This is a genomic window from Cellulomonas sp. ACRRI, assembly GCF_022346185.1.
In the GTDB taxonomy this organism is placed as follows: Bacteria; Actinomycetota; Actinomycetes; order Actinomycetales; family Cellulomonadaceae; genus Cellulomonas.
On record NZ_JAKRMS010000113.1, the window covers coordinates 1 to 14524 of the forward strand.

Below are 14524 nucleotides of genomic sequence, written 5' to 3' on the forward strand. Positions count from 1 at the left end.
CCGGAGCCCTTGTGCCGATCACCCTGCAGACCTTCGGCGTCGCGCTCACCGGCCTGGTGCTCGGCCCGCGGCGGGGCGTGCGGAGGCGTGCTCGCCGGACGCCACGCTAGTGCCGCACGGTCCCGCGGGTCCGTGCGGGGAAGCCCAACGCTGCCCGCGCGCCCCTGTCGGGTTCCGCAGCCGCGGCGCACCCGGCGAGCTCGGCACCGGCGGCGCCCCGGGAGTGGCCGAGGTCGCGGAATTCCGGTCGGGGTCCGGGCGCTGGGACTCGTAGGATGGGCGACGTTTGTGCCGGCCCGCGACGACGGGGCGCGCGGCATCGACCGCGGGCGTGCACGGCAAGAGGGAGCAGGGACAACCGAGTGATCACCGTTCAGGGCGTCGAGCTGCGCGTGGGAGCCCGCGTGCTGCTCTCCGAGGCGACCTTCCGGGTGGCGCCGGGCGACCGGATCGGCCTCGTCGGCCGCAACGGCGCCGGCAAGACCACCCTGACCAAGACGCTGGCGGGGGAGACGCTGCCCACCGGTGGCCAGATCACCCGCAGCGGCGACATCGGCTACCTGCCCCAGGACCCGCGGTCGGGCGACCTGTCGGACCTGGCGATGAACCGGGTGCTCTCGGCCCGCGGGCTGGACCGGATCATCGCGCAGATGCGCGAGACCGAGGGCCTGATGGCGTCGACGGACGACGCGGTGCGCGAGGCCGCGATGGAGCGCTACCCGAAGCTGGAGGCGCGCTTCGTCGCCGGCGGCGGGTACGCGGCGGAGAGCGAGGCGCACCGGATCACGGCGAACCTCGGCCTGGACGACCGCGTGCTCGGCCAGCCGCTGAGCACGCTGTCCGGCGGCCAGCGCCGTCGCGTCGAGCTCGCCCGCATCCTGTTCTCCGGCAACGACACGCTGCTGCTCGACGAGCCGACCAACCACCTGGACGCCGACTCGATCGCGTGGCTGCGCGACTACCTCAAGACGTACCCGGGCGGCTTCGTGGTGATCAGCCACGACGTCGAGCTGCTCCGCGCCACCGTGAACAAGGTGTTCCACCTGGACGCGAACCGCGGCGAGCTCGACCAGTACAACCTCGGCTGGGACGCGTACGTGCTGCAGCGGGAGACGGACGAGAAGCGCCGCCGCCGCGAGCGGGCCAACGCGGAGAAGAAGGCCGGCGCGCTGCTGGCGCAGGCGGACAAGATGCGGGCGAAGGCCACCAAGGCGGTCGCGGCGCAGAACATGGCGCGGCGCGCCGAGCGGATGCTGTCCGGCCTCGACGAGGTCCGCGCGTCCGACCGGGTCGCCAAGCTGCGGTTCCCCGAGCCCGCCCCGTGCGGCCGCACCCCGCTGACCGCGTCCGACCTGTCGAAGTCGTACGGCTCGCAGGAGGTGTTCGCCGGGGTCGACCTGGCGATCGACCGGGGGTCGCGCGTCGTCGTGCTCGGCCTGAACGGCGCGGGCAAGACCACGCTGCTGCGGATGCTCGCCGGCCTGCAGGAGTCGGACACCGGCGAGGTGAAGGCGGGCCACGGCCTCAAGCTCGGGTACTACGCCCAGGAGCACGAGACGCTCGACATGGACCGCACGGTCGTCGAGAACCTGCGGTCCTCGGCGCCGGACCTCACGGACACCCAGGTGCGGTCGGTGCTCGGCTCGTTCCTGTTCTCGGGCGACGACGCCGACAAGCCCGCGAAGGTGCTGTCCGGCGGCGAGAAGACCCGCCTGGCGCTCGCGGCCCTGGTGGTGTCGTCGGCGAACGTGCTGCTGCTCGACGAGCCCACCAACAACCTCGACCCGGCCAGCCGCGAGGAGATCCTGGCGGCGCTGCGGGGCTACACCGGCGCGGTCGTGCTGGTGAGCCACGACGAGGGCGCCGTCGAGGCGCTGGACCCGGAGCGGGTCGTGCTGCTGCCGGACGGCGACGAGGACCTGTGGAACCCGTCCTACCTCGACCTGGTCACCCTGGCCTGACCCCCCGGGTGCGACCCCCGGGTCCGGCTCAGCCGAGCTGGGAGTCGATCAGGGCGTCCTCGGCGTCCTCGTCGGAGGTGCGCCGGCGACGGGACGGGCGCGGGGTGCCCGGCCCGCCCGGGGAGCCCGCGCCGCCGTCCCCGCCGCGGGCCGCCTCCGCGCCCTCCAGCAGCTCGCGCCGGGCCAGCCAGCCGAACGCCGCCAGCGACCCGACGGAGAACGTCCACCACTGGAACGCGTACGACAGGTGCGACCCGGGGTCGGTGCTCGGCGCCGGGAGCGAGCCGAGCGCCACGGCGGGGGCCGGCGACTCGTCGACCAGCCCGCCGTAGCCGCCGTACGACTCCGCGTCGGAACCCCCCGCCGCGAGGACCTGGCCGACGTTGATCGCCTGCACCTGGCCCGCCGGCGCGGACCGCGGGTCGGCGGCCTCGTCGGGGCGCAGGTGCACCGTCGCCGTCACCTCGCCGGGCGGCGGTGCCGGCACCTCGATCTCGCCGCTGGCGTCGTCGTCCCAGGCGACCCAGCCGCGGTCGACGACGAGCACCGACCCGTCGGCCTGCACCAGCGGCACCAGGACGTGGAAGCCGGGCTGGCTGTCCACCGGCCGGTTGCGCAGCAGGACGGTCGCGTCGGCGTCGTAGGTGCCGGTCACGGTCGCCTGGCGCCACACGTCGGCCGGGTCGAGCGCCGACCCGGGCGCGGGCAGGAGCTCGTCGAGCGGCACCGGCTCGGCGGAGTAGTTCTGCTCGACCAGCCGGATGGCGGCGTCCCGGGCGACGTGCCGGTGCCACTGCCAGCGGCCGAGGAACACGCACGCGACGGACACGGCCACGGCCAGCAGGACCAGACCGACGGCCCGCCGGGCGGCGGGGTTGCCGCGCAGCAGGCTCATCGTGCCCCCGGGAACCCGGGCAGCCCCGGCAGCCCGGGGCGCTCGCCGAGCTCCAGCCGGGGCAGGTCCGCGACGGGGACGGTGTCCCGGTAGAACACCCGCGCGCGCAGGTACTCCTCGAGGTGCTCCCGGTGCTCGTCGCACGCGAGCCAGACCTTGCGGCGCTCGGGGGTGTGCAGGCGCGGGTTGTTCCACAGCACGCCCCAGGACGCCTCGGAACGACAGCCGCGGGCGCTGCAGACGAGGTCCTCGCCGACGGGGTCGGGCGTGGGCGCGGTCATCGGGTGCCTCCGGGGGTGGGGTCGTCCGGCGACCCGGGCACGCCGCCCGGCTCGTCCGGGCCGGCGTCGTCGCCCGACGCGTCGCGCTCGTCGGCGCGGTCCTCGGGCGGGGCGGCCGCGACCGGCCGCGCGGGCGGCGCCGCGTCCAGCTGGTGCGGCACGTAGCCGACCGGCCCGACGTCACGGCGCTCGCGGCCGGCGTTGGCGAACAGCACGGCGATGTACGGCAGGACGACGGCCCCGACGATCAGCACGATGCTGACCCACATCGGGACGCGCGTCCAGGTCAGGACGGCCAGCAGGAAGCACACCACCCGGATCCCCATCTGGATCAGGTAGCGACGGGCCCGGCGCGCCTGGTCGGCGCCGAGGGGCTCGGGGGCGCTGGTGATGCTCTGCGCCGGTGGGGGGTTCCGCCTGCTCACACCTGATCGTAGGCGCCGCCGGACGTTCGTCCCTCCCGGCGGCGCGCGCGTCTCAGCGTGCTCACAGGCGACGCGCGAGGACGCCGCGGAGGAGGCCCGGGCGCGCGCGGTGCCGGCCGCCGCCGCGCACGCCCCCGCCGCGCACGCCCGGCGCGCTACCGTCGGCGGCGTGCTGCAGCTGCGCGACCACACTCCCGAGGACGCCCCCGCGACGCTCGCGGTCTTCCGCCGCGCCGTCCACGGCACCGCCGCCCGCGACTACACCCCCGAGCAGGTCGCCGCGTGGGCGCCCGACGACCTCGACCCGGCCGCGTGGGCCGCGCGCCGCGCCGCCGCCCGCACCCGGGTGGCCGTGCGCGACGGCGCGGTCGTCGGGTTCACCGACGTGGACGCGGCCGGCTACGTCGACATGCTGTTCGTCGACCCGGACGCCGCCCGGCAGGGGGTGGCCCGGGCGCTGCTCGGCTGGGCGGTCGAGACGGCGACGGCCGACGGGGCGGCCGAGCTCACCACCCACGCGAGCATCACGGCCCGCCCGTTCTTCGAGGCGCACGGCTTCGTGGTCGTCGCGGAGCAGCACCCCGTGCGCCGCGGGGTCACGCTGACCAACTACCGGATGCGCCGCCCGCTCTGAGCCCCCCGGGCGGGGGCCGGTTGTGCGAACCGGACAACAGGCGCCCACCATCCTGTGCCGCGGCGCTGCCGCGCGCCCCGCGGGGCGTCGGCTAGCGTCGACTTCCGTGTCCGAGAACTCCCAGCCCAGCAGCCCGGAGCCGCGCAGCGTGCTCGTGACCGGGGCCAACCGCGGCATCGGCCGCGCCATCGCCGAGCGGTTCGTCGGAGGAGGCGACAAGGTCGCGACCATCGTCCGCAGCGGCGGCGCCCCCGACGGGGTGCTGGCCCTGACCGGAGACGTCACGGACACCGCGTCGGTGGACGCGGCGTTCGCCGAGGTCGAGGCCCAGCACGGCCCGGTCGAGGTCCTGGTCGCCAACGCCGGCATGACCCGCGACGGCCTGCTCATGCGGATGTCCGACGACGACTTCCAGCAGGTCGTCGACGTCAACCTCACGGGCGTGTTCCGCTGCGTGCGCCGGGCGTCGAAGGGCATGATCCGCCTGCGCCGCGGTCGCATCGTCATGATCGGCTCGGTCGTCGGCCTGTACGGCAACGCGGGCCAGGTCAACTACACCGCCACCAAGGCCGGCCTCGTCGGCATGGCCCGTTCGGTCACCCGCGAGCTCGGCGGCCGCGGCATCACCGCGAACGTCGTGGCCCCGGGGTTCATCGAGACCCAGATGACCGCGGAGCTGCCGCAGGACCGCCAGGACGCCTACCTGTCGTCCATCCCCGCAGGCCGGTTCGGCGCGGTCGACGAGATCGCCGCCGCCGTCGAGTTCCTCGCCTCACCCGCCGCCGGGTACATCTCCGGCGCCGTGCTGCCGGTCGACGGCGGCCTCGGCATGGGCCACTGACCTCCTTCCCGCACCCTCGAACGATCGGACAACCCATGGGCCTCCTCGACGGCAAGAAGCTCCTCGTCACCGGCGTCCTCACCGACGGCTCCATCGCCTTCCACGTCGCGCGGCTCGCGCAGGAGGAGGGCGCCGAGGTCGTGCTGAGCTCGTTCGGCCGGCAGTTCCGCCTCACCCAGGCGATCGCGCGCCGGCTGCCGAAGGAGGCGCCGGTCGTGCAGCTCGACGTGACCGACGCCGCGGACCTCGCGGCCCTCCCGGAGCGCGTCCGCGAGCACGTCGACCACCTCGACGGCGTGGTGCACTCGATCGGCTTCGCGCCGCAGTCCGTGATGGGCGGCAACTTCCTGGCCGCCGAGTGGACCGACGTGGCCACCGCGCTCGAGGTGTCGGCGTTCTCGCTGAAGTCGCTGGCCACCGCCACGCAGCCGCTGCTCACGGGCGGCGGCTCGATCGTCGGCCTGACCTTCGACGCCCGGTTCGCCTGGCCGGTCTACGACTGGATGGGTGTCGCCAAGGCGGCCTTCGAGTCGACCTCGCGCTACCTGGCCCGCGACCTGGGTCCGCAGGGCATCCGGGTCAACGTGGTGTCCGCCGGCCCGATCCGCACCACCGCCGCGAAGTCGATCCCGGGGTTCGAGACGATGGAGGGCGGCTGGGACGGCCGCGCCCCGCTCGGCTGGGACGTGCACGACCCGGAGCCCACCGCCCGCGCGGTGGCCGCCCTGCTGTCCGACTGGTTCCCGAAGACCACGGGGGAGATGGTGCACGTCGACGGCGGCGTGCACGCCATGGGTCAGTAGTCGTGGGACGCTGGTGCGCGTGACCCACGGCTCCGCGCACCAGCTCGTCCTGCTCCGCCACGCGAAGGCGGAGCACCCGGGCTCCCTCGACGACCAGCTCCGGCCGCTCGCGCTGACCGGCCGGAAGCAGGCCACCGAGGTCGGCGCGGGACTGCGGGCGGCCGGCCTGGTGCCGGACCTCGCGCTGGTGTCCTCGGCGCTGCGCACCCGGCAGACCTGGGACCTGGTCCGCGCCGGGCTCGAGGTCCCCGCGGAGACCGCGCGGCTGTCCGACGACGTGTACGCCGCCGGCATCCGGCAGCTGCTCGGGCTGCTGCGGGGGCTCGACGAGTCGGCCGGGACCGTGCTCGTCGTCGGGCACGAGCCCACCGTCTCCCAGACGGCCGCCGCGCTCGCCGGGCCCGGGTCCGACGACGCGGCCCTGGCCCGGGTGCGCGTCGGCGTCGCCACGGCGTCGTACAGCGTGCTGGAGGTGCCGACGGCGTGGGCCGACCTCGAGCCCGACGGCGCCCGCCTGCTCCGCGTGGTCGACCCGGCCTGACGACGTCAGGCGAACGGCGGCAGGTCCAGCACCGCGTCCAGCCGGTCCCGCACCTCGGCGTCGGCCTGCGCGCACACCACCGGCTTCGCGTTGAACGCGATCCCGAACCCGGCGGTCGCGAGCATGTCGAGGTCGTTCGCCCCGTCGCCGATCGCGACGGTGCGCTCCAGCGGCACGCCGACCTCGGCGGCGTACTCGCGCAGGGTGCGTGCCTTCACGGCCCGGTCGACGACCTCGCCGGCGACCCGCCCGGTGAGCGCCCCGTGCTCCACCTCGAGCGCGTTCGCGTGGTACCGGGGGATCCCCAGCCGGTCGGCGAGCGGCCCGACGACCTCGACGAACCCGCCGGACACCAGCCCCACGGGCCAGCCGCGCCGGTCCAGCTCGGCCAGCAGCTCGACCGCACCGGGCGTGACCACCACCTCCGCCAGCACCGCGTCGAACACCGAGACCGGCAGCCCCGCCAGCGTCGCCACCCGCGCCCGCAGCGACTCCGTGAAGTCGATCTCTCCGCGCATGGCGCGCTCGGTGATCCCGGCGACCTCGGCGCGTGAGCCGGCGTGCTCGGCCAGGAGCTCGACCACCTCCTGGGTGATGAGCGTGGAGTCGACGTCCATGACGACGAGGCGGGTCGGTCGCGGCAGGCTCACCCGGGCAGGCTAGCGGGACGCGCCGCCGCAGTGCCCGACGCGTCCACGCCCCGCCCTACAGGTCGACGACGGCGCCCTTCGGGACCACCGTGATGCCGGACTCGGTCACGGTGAACCCGCGCTCCAGGTCGTGCTCCCGGTCGATGCCCACCCGCGCCCGCTCGTGCACCACGACGTTCTTGTCCAGGATCGCCCGGTGCACCTGGGCGTACCGGTTGACGATCACCCCGTCCATCAGCACGGAGTCGGTCACCTGCGCCCAGGAGTGCAGGTACACACCCGGCGACAGCACGGAGCCCGACACCGTCGCCCCGGACACGATGACGCCCGGCGACACGATGGAGTCGGCCGCGTGCCCCAGGCGCCCGGCGCCGGCGTGCACGAACTTGGCCGGCGGCAGGCCGGTGTAGCCGGTGTACACGGGCCAGGCGTCGTTGTAGAGGTTGAACACCGGCTCGATCGAGATGAGGTCCTGGTTCGCGTCGTAGTACGAGTCCAGGGTCCCGACGTCCCGCCAGTACTGCCGGTCCCGGTCGGTCGACCCGGGCACGTCGTTGTTGATGAAGTCGTAGACCGCCGCGGTGCCGCGCTCGACGAACGCGGGGACGAGGTCGCCGCCCATGTCGTGCCGGCTGCTCGGGTTCTCCGCGTCCTCGGTCACCGCGCGGACCAGCGCGTCGGTGTTGACGACGTAGTTGCCCATCGACGCGAGGATCTCGCCCGGGGAGTCGGGCAGCCCGACCGGGTCGGACGGCTTCTCCCGGAACGCGGTGATCTTCGTCGGGTCGTCGGCCGCCGTCTCGATGACGCCGAACTGGTCGGCCATCGCGATCGGCTGGCGGATGCCGGCGACGGTCATCTCGGCACCGGTGGCGATGTGCTGGTCGACCATCTGCGAGAAGTCCATGCGGTACACGTGGTCGGCACCGACCACGACGACGATGTCGGGCCGCTCGTCGTCCAGGATGTTGAGGCACTGGTAGATCGCGTCGGCGCTGCCGAGGTACCAGTGCTTGCCGACCCGCTGCTGCGCGGGCACGGGGGAGACGTAGTTGCCCAGCAGCGTCGACATGCGCCAGGTCTTGGACACGTGGCGGTCGAGGCTGTGCGACTTGTACTGCGTCAGCACGACGATGTGCAGGTACCGCGAGTTCACGAGGTTCGACAGGGCGAAGTCCACCAGGCGGTAGATGCCCCCGAACGGGACGGCGGGCTTGGCGCGGGCGGCGGTCAGCGGCATGAGCCGCTTGCCCTCTCCACCTGCGAGGACGATTGCCAGGATGCGCGGCGCTGCCATGTGCCGACCGTAGTGCCACCACCTGCGTCTCGGCGAGGCGAACTTCCCGTTCCGCGCTAGCGTGTCGCGCGTGAGAGTCGACCTGCTGACCCGCGAGTACCCGCCGCACGTCTACGGCGGTGCCGGCGTCCACGTGGCGGAGCTCGCCGCGGTGCTGCGACGCAGCGTCGACGTGCGGGTGCACTGCTTCGACGGCGCCCGCGACGAGCCCGGCGTGACCGGCTACGACGTGCCCGCCCCGCTCGGCGACGCGAACCCCGCGCTCGCCACCTTCGGGGTGGACCTGGCGATCGTCGACGGCGTGGGCCGCGGCGAGGGCCCGGCGACCGACCTCGTGCACTCGCACACCTGGTACGCCAACCTGGCGGGCCACCTGGCGTCGCTGCTGCACGGCGTCCCGCACGTCGTGTCCGCGCACAGCCTCGAGCCGCTCCGGCCGTGGAAGGCCGAGCAGCTCGGCGGCGGGTACGCGCTGTCGTCCTGGGCCGAGAGGACGGCGTTCGAGTCGGCCGCCGCGGTGATCGCGGTGAGCGCGGGCATGCGCGCGGACATCCTGCGCTGCTACCCGGACATCGACCCGGAGAAGGTCCGGGTCGTGCACAACGGCATCGACCTCGCGGGCTGGCGCCGCCCGGAGACGGACGACGAGTGGGCCGCGGCGCGCGACGTCGCCCGGACCAACGGGATCGACCCGGACCGGCCGGCCGTGGTGTTCGTCGGGCGGATCACCCGGCAGAAGGGCCTGCCGTACCTGCTGCGGGCCGCCGAGCAGCTGCCCCCCGAGGTCCAGCTCGTGCTGTGCGCCGGGGCGCCGGACACGCCCGAGATCCTCGCCGAGGTCACCGGCCTGGTCGACCAGCTCCGGTCCCGCCGGGGCGGCGTCGTCTGGATCGACCGGATGCTGCCGCGCGACGAGCTGGTCGCCGTCCTCGCCACCGGGACCGTGTTCGCGTGCCCCTCGGTCTACGAGCCGCTGGGCATCGTCAACCTGGAGGCCATGGCGGTCGGGCTGCCGGTCGTCGGCACCGCGACCGGGGGCATCCCCGAGGTCGTGGACGCCGGGAGCACCGGGTGGCTGGTGCCGATCGAGCAGGTGCAGGACGGCACCGGGACGCCCGTCGACCCCGACCGGTTCGTGGCCGACCTCGGTGCGGCGCTCGCGGAGGCCGTGTCCGACGCCGACCGCGCCCGCGCCTGGGGCGTCGCCGCGCGCCGCCGGGTCGAGGAGCACTTCTCCTGGGACGCGATCGCCGACCGGACGCTCGAGGTGTACCGGTCCGTGCTGGGCTGACTCAGGCCCGACGGGGGTCCGGGGCGTCGTGCGCCGGGTGGGTCGCCACCGCGAGGGCGCGGCGCGCGGCGCGGTCGACGTCGCGCAGGGCCGTCGTGCGCTGATCGGCCTGCCAGAGGTTCACCGCAGCGCCGTCGTCCGCGGTCGCGAGGTCGACGATCGCCCGCAGCCGCAGCGCCGAGCCGATGACCCGCACCCGCCGCGGGTCGAGCCCGGGCGGGAGCACGTCCCGGGCGTCGGAGGTGGTCCGCAGCGCCGCGATCTGCTCGGCGGCGTCGGGCCGCCAGCGGGCGACGTCCAGGGTGGTCAGGGCCTCGGTGGCCCGGGCCAGCGCCGTGGTCAGCTCCCGCTCCGCCTCGGCCAGCGTGCCCACGTGGCCGACCAGGGCGGTCCGCCACGGCGCCACCGGGTGCACCTCCCAGGTCACGAGGTGGCCGGCCTCGTAGACGCTGCCGAACACCTCGACCCGGGGCACCGCGGCGAAGTCGCCGTCCGGCGTGCTGACCAGCACCGCCTCGCCCGACTCCTGCGCGGCGCCCGCGACCGACGCCGGCGCCCCCGCCGGGTCGCCGGGGGCCGGCAGCACCGCCGCGACGACCCGGGGGCCGCTCGCCCAGGCCGCGACGAGGTCGGCCAGGGTCACCGACCCCCGGGCGCCGTCGTCGAGCCCGGGCACGTCGGCGCCGGGGACGGCGACCCGGTGCGGCTCGTCGTCGCCCTGGACGGCGACGAGGGTCCGCTGCACGGGATCGGCGCCGGCGCCCGCCCGGTCGAGCCAGAGGGCGAGGCGCACGGAGCGGGGCAGGGCGAGGGCGGTGCGGTCCACGCCACCAACGTACGTCCACGTCCGGGCCGCTCCGGGCGGCTAGGGTCTGGTGTCCATGACCGACGTGCTCGACCTGCAGGACGTGACCATCCGCCGCGGCACCACGACGATCCTCGACGGGCTGTCCTGGACGGTCCGCGAGGGCGAGCGCTGGGTGGTGCTGGGCCGCAACGGCGCCGGCAAGACGACGGTGCTGCAGGTGGCCTCCGGGCGGATGCACCCGACGTCCGGCACCGCCGACCTGCTGGGCTCGCGGCTCGGCCGGGTCGACGTGTTCGAGCTGCGCCCGCGGATCGGGCTGGCCAGCGCGGCGCTCGCGGAGCGCATCCCCGGCGGCGAGGTCGTCCGGGACGTCGTGCTGACCGCCGCCTACGGGGTGACCGGCCGGTGGCGCGAGGCGTACGAGTCCGTGGACGAGTCCCGGGCCACCGACCTCATGGCCGCGTTCGGGGTCGAGCGGTTCGCCGACCGGTACTACGGCACCCTGAGCGAGGGCGAGCGCAAGCGGGTGCAGATCGCCCGCGCGCTGATGAGCGACCCGGAGCTGCTGCTGCTGGACGAGCCCGCCGCCGGCCTGGACCTGGGCGGCCGCGAGGAGCTGGTGTCCGCGCTCGCCGAGCTCGCCGCCGACCGCCGGTCCCCGGTGCTCGTGCTCGTCACGCACCACGTCGAGGAGATCCCGCCGGGCTTCACGCACCTGCTGCTGCTGGCGGACGGGAAGGTGCACGCGGCCGGCCCGGTTGAGGAGGTCCTCACCTCCGAGAACCTCACCGGTGCCTTCGGCACCCCGCTCGAGGTCGAGCGCTCCGGCGACCGCTGGACCGCTCGCGGGCGGCGCTGACCCGGTTCATCCTGGTTCGTCCCGTCGGACGACCGGGGCCCGGATTTCCTCACAGGTCGGTCAAGGGATCGTCTAGAATCCATGGTGAGCGGCCGCTCGCCGGTCGCCGACCAGGACGACGGCGCCCGCGTGCGGGTCCCGAGGTGAGAGGAGCCGACGATGGACTGGCTGTGGTGGCTGGGCGGTGCGCTGCTGCTGGGCGTCGCGGAGATGTTCTCGCTCGACCTGATCTTCCTCATGCTGGCGGGCGGTGCCCTCGCGGGCGCGCTGGCCGCCGCGCTCGGCGCCCCGCTGGCCCTGCAGATCGTGGTGGCCGCCGCGGCGGCGCTGCTGCTGCTGTTCGCGCTCCGCCCGTTCCTGCTGCACAGCCTGCGCGAGCGGACCAAGCTGGTGGAGACCAACTCCGCCGCCCTGGTCGGCCGGCCGGCCGTGGTGGTGGCCCCGACCGACGCGTCGGGCGGCCGCGTGAAGCTGGGCGGCGAGGTCTGGTCCGCCCGGGCGCTGCTCGTCGGCACCTCGTTCGACACCGGCACCGAGGTCCGCGTCGCGCGGATCGACGGCGCCACGGCGGTCGTGGAGGCCGCCGGCGACCGGCCCGCGACCGACGGCTCCGGCGCGCCCGGGGCCCCCGCGGGCATCTGACGGACGGCGGCGGCCGACCGGTCGCCGCCGGGCACCGACGGCCCCACCGGGCCGCGGCTGGGAGGAGACGCAGTGGACGACCCGAGCATCGGCACGATCGTGGGGTGGGTGCTGCTCGCCATCCTCGTGATCTTCGTCGTGGTGACCCTCGCGCGGGCGGTGCGGGTCGTCCCGCAGACCGTCGCGCTGCTCGTCGAGCGGCTGGGGCGGTACCACCGCACCCTCGACGCCGGCCTGCACCTCATCATCCCGTTCATCGACCGGGTGCGCGCCGGCGTCGACCTGCGCGAGCAGGTGGTGTCCTTCCCGCCGCAGCCCGTGATCACCTCCGACAACCTCGTGGTGAGCATCGACACCGTCATCTACTTCCAGGTGACCGAGCCGAAGTCCGCGGTGTACGAGATCGCGAACTACATCACCGGCATCGAGCAGCTCACCGTCACCACGCTGCGCAACGTCATCGGCTCGATGGACCTCGAGCAGACGCTCACCAGCCGGGACCAGATCAACGGCCAGCTCCGCGGCGTCCTCGACGAGGCGACCGGCAAGTGGGGCATCCGCGTGAACCGCGTCGAGCTCAAGAGCATCGACCCGCCCGCCTCGGTGCAGGGCGCCATGGAGCAGCAGATGCGCGCCGAGCGCGACCGCCGCGCCGCGATCCTCACCGCCGAGGGCGTCAAGCAGTCCCAGATCCTCACCGCCGAGGGCGAGAAGCAGGCCGCGATCCTCCGGGCCGAGGGCGCCGCGCAGTCGGCGATCCTCACCGCCGAGGGCGAGTCCCGCGCGATCCTCCAGGTGTTCGACGCCGTCCACCGCGGCGACGCCGACCCCAAGCTGCTCGCCTACCAGTACCTCCAGGCGCTGCCCAAGCTCGCGGCCACGCCGGCCAACAAGGTGTGGATCGTGCCGTCCGAGCTGACCGGCATGCTCGGGCAGTTCACCCAGGGCTTCGCCGGTGCGTTCGGTGGCGGCGGTGCGGCACCCGAGGCCGCGGCGCCGGGTCGCGCGGCGGGCGAGTCCCCGCTCGGCCCGGGCGACCTGCCGCCCGTGGCGCTGACCGACCCGAAGGAGGCGCTCGCCGAGGCGCGCCGCGAGTCCGAGGCGGCCACCGCGGACGCCACCAGCGCCGGGACCTTCAGCGGCCGGCCGTTCGACCCGGTCGCCGAGGCCGGCCAGCGGCCGCAGCCGGGCGCGACGCGGCGCGAGCAGCGGGACGCCGGGCCGGGGCAGGTCCCGCCGGCGGAGCCCGAGCCGCCGACGCAGCCCGGCCCGGCGGCGCCGCCCGCGCCGTGAAGCGGGGGCCGGCGCGCTGACGCGGCGCGCGGGGCCCGGCACGCTCGACCGGCGACGCCCGTCGCGCCCCGCGGGGGCGCGGCGGGCGTCGCCGCGCCGCGCCGCGCGGGCGTCGCCGCGCCGCGCGTCGCGCCGAGATAGGACCTCGCGGTCGAGGTAGGACCGTCGGACGTCCTACGTCGGCGCCGCGGTCCTATCTCGCCGGGGTGTGCGCGGCGCCTGCGCCGAGATCGGTGCTTCGGGTCGAGATCGGTGGTTGCGAGCACCGATCTCGGGTGGAACCACCGATCTCGGCGGGCCGTTGAACCGGAGTCCGGGTTGCGCGTGTTCGCCCGGGACGAACGACCTGGACGAGTGAGCGCTCACTCACTTACGCTCGGCGGCATGGACGAGCCCAGGACCGGACGCGCGCGGCCGATGAGCCGCGACGAGCGCCGCGCCGCCATCGCGCTCGCCACCGTCCCGCTGCTCGAGAGCCACGGCGCCCAGGTGTCGACCCGGCAGATCGCCGTCGCCGCCGGGGTCGCGGAGGGCACCCTGTTCCGGGCGTTCGACGACAAGGTCGAGCTGCTGACCGCCGCCGCCGAGCGCGCGCTCGACCCCACGACGGGCGTCGCCGAGATCGACGACCTGCCCCCGGCGCCCGACCTGGCGGCCGAGCTGACCCAGCTCGCGGACGTCATGGCCGCCCGCGGCCGCCGGGTGCGCCGGGTCATGCTCGCGGTGCACGCCATCCTCGCCTCCGACGACGGCCGACGTGCCGCCGCCGTGCGGGGGGCGCGCGGGGCCGATCCGCTCGGTCGCGCGGTGCCGGGACCCGCGCACCGGGCCGGTGCCGCGGACGCCACGCCGGCGGGCGCGGGACTCGGCGACGCCTCGTCCGCGACGGCCGCCTCGCCCGCGACGGCCGCCTCGCCCGCGACGGCCGCCTCGTCCGCGACGGCCGCCTCGTCCGCGACGGCCGCCGCCTCCGGCGCGACGGTCGGCGCCCCGCCCGGGCACCGCCCCGGCGACCGGCTGCCGCTGCACGGCCCCACCGCCCGCGACGCCCGGCTCCGCGCGCTCGCCGAGGTGCGCGCCGCCGTCGTCCGGCGCCTCGAGGCGTACCGCGGCGACCTGCGCATCGAGCCGGAGCGGCTCGCGCACCTGCTGATCGCCGCGGTGATGGGGCAGGGCCCGCCGGTCCTGCCCGACGACGACGGGGTCCCGGTCGCCGAGCTCGTCGACGTGCTGCTGCACGGCGCCGCCCGCACCTGAGCCCCGCGCCGTCCACGACCACCCCGCCGCCCGCGCGCGGGGACCA

At 75.5% G+C, this 14524-nt stretch carries 17 protein-coding genes; 11 read left to right on the forward strand and 6 right to left on the reverse strand.

The genetic code is table 11. The annotated features are described in order from the left end of the window. Positions 1 to 11 precede the first annotated feature (11 nt). Together MHY85_RS16595 and abc-f are read left to right on the forward strand one after the other, a co-directional pair. Positions 12 to 110 carry a biotin transporter BioY gene (locus tag MHY85_RS16595; protein ID WP_239198316.1) on the forward strand — a complete coding sequence of 33 codons (99 nt, stop codon included), beginning with the start codon at positions 12 to 14 and terminating at the stop codon, positions 108 to 110. Between the two features lie 252 nt (positions 111 to 362). Further along, positions 363 to 1961 (forward strand): ribosomal protection-like ABC-F family protein, encoded by a 1599-nt coding sequence (gene abc-f / locus MHY85_RS16600; protein WP_239198274.1) that lies wholly within the window; start codon positions 363 to 365, stop codon positions 1959 to 1961. 28 nt (positions 1962 to 1989) lie between these two features. On the opposite strand, the gene MHY85_RS16605 is transcribed toward abc-f, so the two are convergent. From MHY85_RS16605 to MHY85_RS16615, 3 genes are read right to left on the reverse strand one after another with little or no spacing between them, the layout of a single operon-like run. Further along, positions 1990 to 2856: an SURF1 family protein gene (locus MHY85_RS16605; RefSeq protein ID WP_239198277.1), complete on the reverse strand. Its 867-nt coding sequence runs from the start codon at positions 2854 to 2856 to the stop codon at positions 1990 to 1992. Next, a complete protein-coding gene (locus MHY85_RS16610) occupies positions 2853 to 3137 on the reverse strand; it encodes a hypothetical protein (protein ID WP_239198280.1) in 285 nt (94 codons plus the stop codon). Before MHY85_RS16610 ends, MHY85_RS16605 begins: the two co-directional genes overlap by 4 nt. Continuing rightward, a complete protein-coding gene (locus tag MHY85_RS16615; RefSeq protein ID WP_239198283.1) occupies positions 3134 to 3562 on the reverse strand; it encodes a DUF3099 domain-containing protein in 429 nt (142 codons plus the stop codon). Before MHY85_RS16615 ends, MHY85_RS16610 begins: the two co-directional genes overlap by 4 nt. A gap of 169 nt (positions 3563 to 3731) precedes the next feature. Here MHY85_RS16615 and MHY85_RS16620 point away from each other — a divergent pair, with 169 nt between their 5' ends. From MHY85_RS16620 to MHY85_RS16635, 4 genes are all read left to right on the forward strand, one after another. Further along, positions 3732 to 4196 carry a GNAT family N-acetyltransferase gene (locus MHY85_RS16620; protein WP_239198286.1) on the forward strand — a complete coding sequence of 155 codons (465 nt, stop codon included), beginning with the start codon at positions 3732 to 3734 and terminating at the stop codon, positions 4194 to 4196. Positions 4197 to 4302: 106 nt separating this feature from the next. Beyond that, positions 4303 to 5037 (forward strand): 3-oxoacyl-ACP reductase FabG, encoded by a 735-nt coding sequence (gene fabG / locus MHY85_RS16625; protein WP_239198289.1) that lies wholly within the window; start codon positions 4303 to 4305, stop codon positions 5035 to 5037. A gap of 35 nt (positions 5038 to 5072) precedes the next feature. Next, the gene (fabI, locus tag MHY85_RS16630; RefSeq protein ID WP_239198292.1) at positions 5073 to 5840 is read left to right on the forward strand and encodes an enoyl-ACP reductase FabI; all 768 of its coding nucleotides are present in this window, start codon (positions 5073 to 5075) and stop codon (positions 5838 to 5840) included. 19 nt (positions 5841 to 5859) lie between these two features. Beyond that, positions 5860 to 6381, forward strand: a complete 522-nt coding sequence (locus tag MHY85_RS16635; RefSeq protein WP_239198295.1) for a histidine phosphatase family protein — start codon at positions 5860 to 5862, stop codon at positions 6379 to 6381. A 5-nt stretch (positions 6382 to 6386) separates the two neighbouring features. Here MHY85_RS16635 and serB read toward each other — a convergent pair whose 3' ends face one another. Then, positions 6387 to 7025, reverse strand: coding sequence for a phosphoserine phosphatase SerB (gene serB, locus MHY85_RS16640; protein ID WP_239198319.1), 639 nt, complete (start codon positions 7023 to 7025; stop codon positions 6387 to 6389). Positions 7026 to 7086: 61 nt separating this feature from the next. Further along, a complete protein-coding gene (locus tag MHY85_RS16645; RefSeq protein ID WP_239198298.1) occupies positions 7087 to 8328 on the reverse strand; it encodes a glucose-1-phosphate adenylyltransferase in 1242 nt (413 codons plus the stop codon). Positions 8329 to 8398: 70 nt separating this feature from the next. On the opposite strand from MHY85_RS16645, the gene glgA reads away from it, so the two are divergent. After that, complete coding sequence (glgA, locus tag MHY85_RS16650; protein WP_239198301.1) at positions 8399 to 9619, forward strand: glycogen synthase; 1221 nt, start codon at positions 8399 to 8401, stop codon at positions 9617 to 9619. A gap of 1 nt (position 9620) precedes the next feature. On the opposite strand, the gene MHY85_RS16655 is transcribed toward glgA, so the two are convergent. Further along, positions 9621 to 10445: a hypothetical protein gene (locus tag MHY85_RS16655; protein ID WP_239198304.1), complete on the reverse strand. Its 825-nt coding sequence runs from the start codon at positions 10443 to 10445 to the stop codon at positions 9621 to 9623. A 55-nt stretch (positions 10446 to 10500) separates the two neighbouring features. Here MHY85_RS16655 and MHY85_RS16660 point away from each other — a divergent pair, with 55 nt between their 5' ends. The 4 genes from MHY85_RS16660 (at position 10501) to MHY85_RS16675 (ending at position 14478) form a co-directional block, all read left to right on the forward strand. Continuing rightward, positions 10501 to 11286: an ABC transporter ATP-binding protein gene (locus MHY85_RS16660; RefSeq protein ID WP_158373533.1), complete on the forward strand. Its 786-nt coding sequence runs from the start codon at positions 10501 to 10503 to the stop codon at positions 11284 to 11286. A 159-nt stretch (positions 11287 to 11445) separates the two neighbouring features. Then, a complete protein-coding gene (locus MHY85_RS16665) occupies positions 11446 to 11928 on the forward strand; it encodes an NfeD family protein (protein WP_239198307.1) in 483 nt (160 codons plus the stop codon). 72 nt (positions 11929 to 12000) lie between these two features. Beyond that, positions 12001 to 13221 (forward strand): SPFH domain-containing protein, encoded by a 1221-nt coding sequence (locus MHY85_RS16670; protein WP_239198310.1) that lies wholly within the window; start codon positions 12001 to 12003, stop codon positions 13219 to 13221. 384 nt (positions 13222 to 13605) lie between these two features. Further along, entirely contained in the window at positions 13606 to 14478 is an 873-nt protein-coding gene (locus MHY85_RS16675; RefSeq protein ID WP_239198313.1) for a TetR/AcrR family transcriptional regulator, read from the forward strand. The last annotated feature ends 46 nt before the right edge of the window (positions 14479 to 14524 follow it).

Bases quoted from the DNA above. Each gene is read 5' to 3' on its own strand.
- MHY85_RS16610 (WP_239198280.1), bottom strand. From the start codon at position 3,137: ATGACCGCGCCCACGCCCGACCCCGTCGGCGAGGACCTCGTCTGCAGC.
- MHY85_RS16660 (WP_158373533.1), top strand. From the start codon at position 10,501: ATGACCGACGTGCTCGACCTGCAGGACGTGACCATCCGCCGCGGCACC.
- MHY85_RS16645 (WP_239198298.1), bottom strand. From the start codon at position 8,328: ATGGCAGCGCCGCGCATCCTGGCAATCGTCCTCGCAGGTGGAGAGGGC.
- MHY85_RS16605 (WP_239198277.1), bottom strand. From the start codon at position 2,856: ATGAGCCTGCTGCGCGGCAACCCCGCCGCCCGGCGGGCCGTCGGTCTG.
- MHY85_RS16675 (WP_239198313.1), top strand. From the start codon at position 13,606: ATGGACGAGCCCAGGACCGGACGCGCGCGGCCGATGAGCCGCGACGAG.
- MHY85_RS16665 (WP_239198307.1), top strand. From the start codon at position 11,446: ATGGACTGGCTGTGGTGGCTGGGCGGTGCGCTGCTGCTGGGCGTCGCG.
- fabI (WP_239198292.1), top strand. From the start codon at position 5,073: ATGGGCCTCCTCGACGGCAAGAAGCTCCTCGTCACCGGCGTCCTCACC.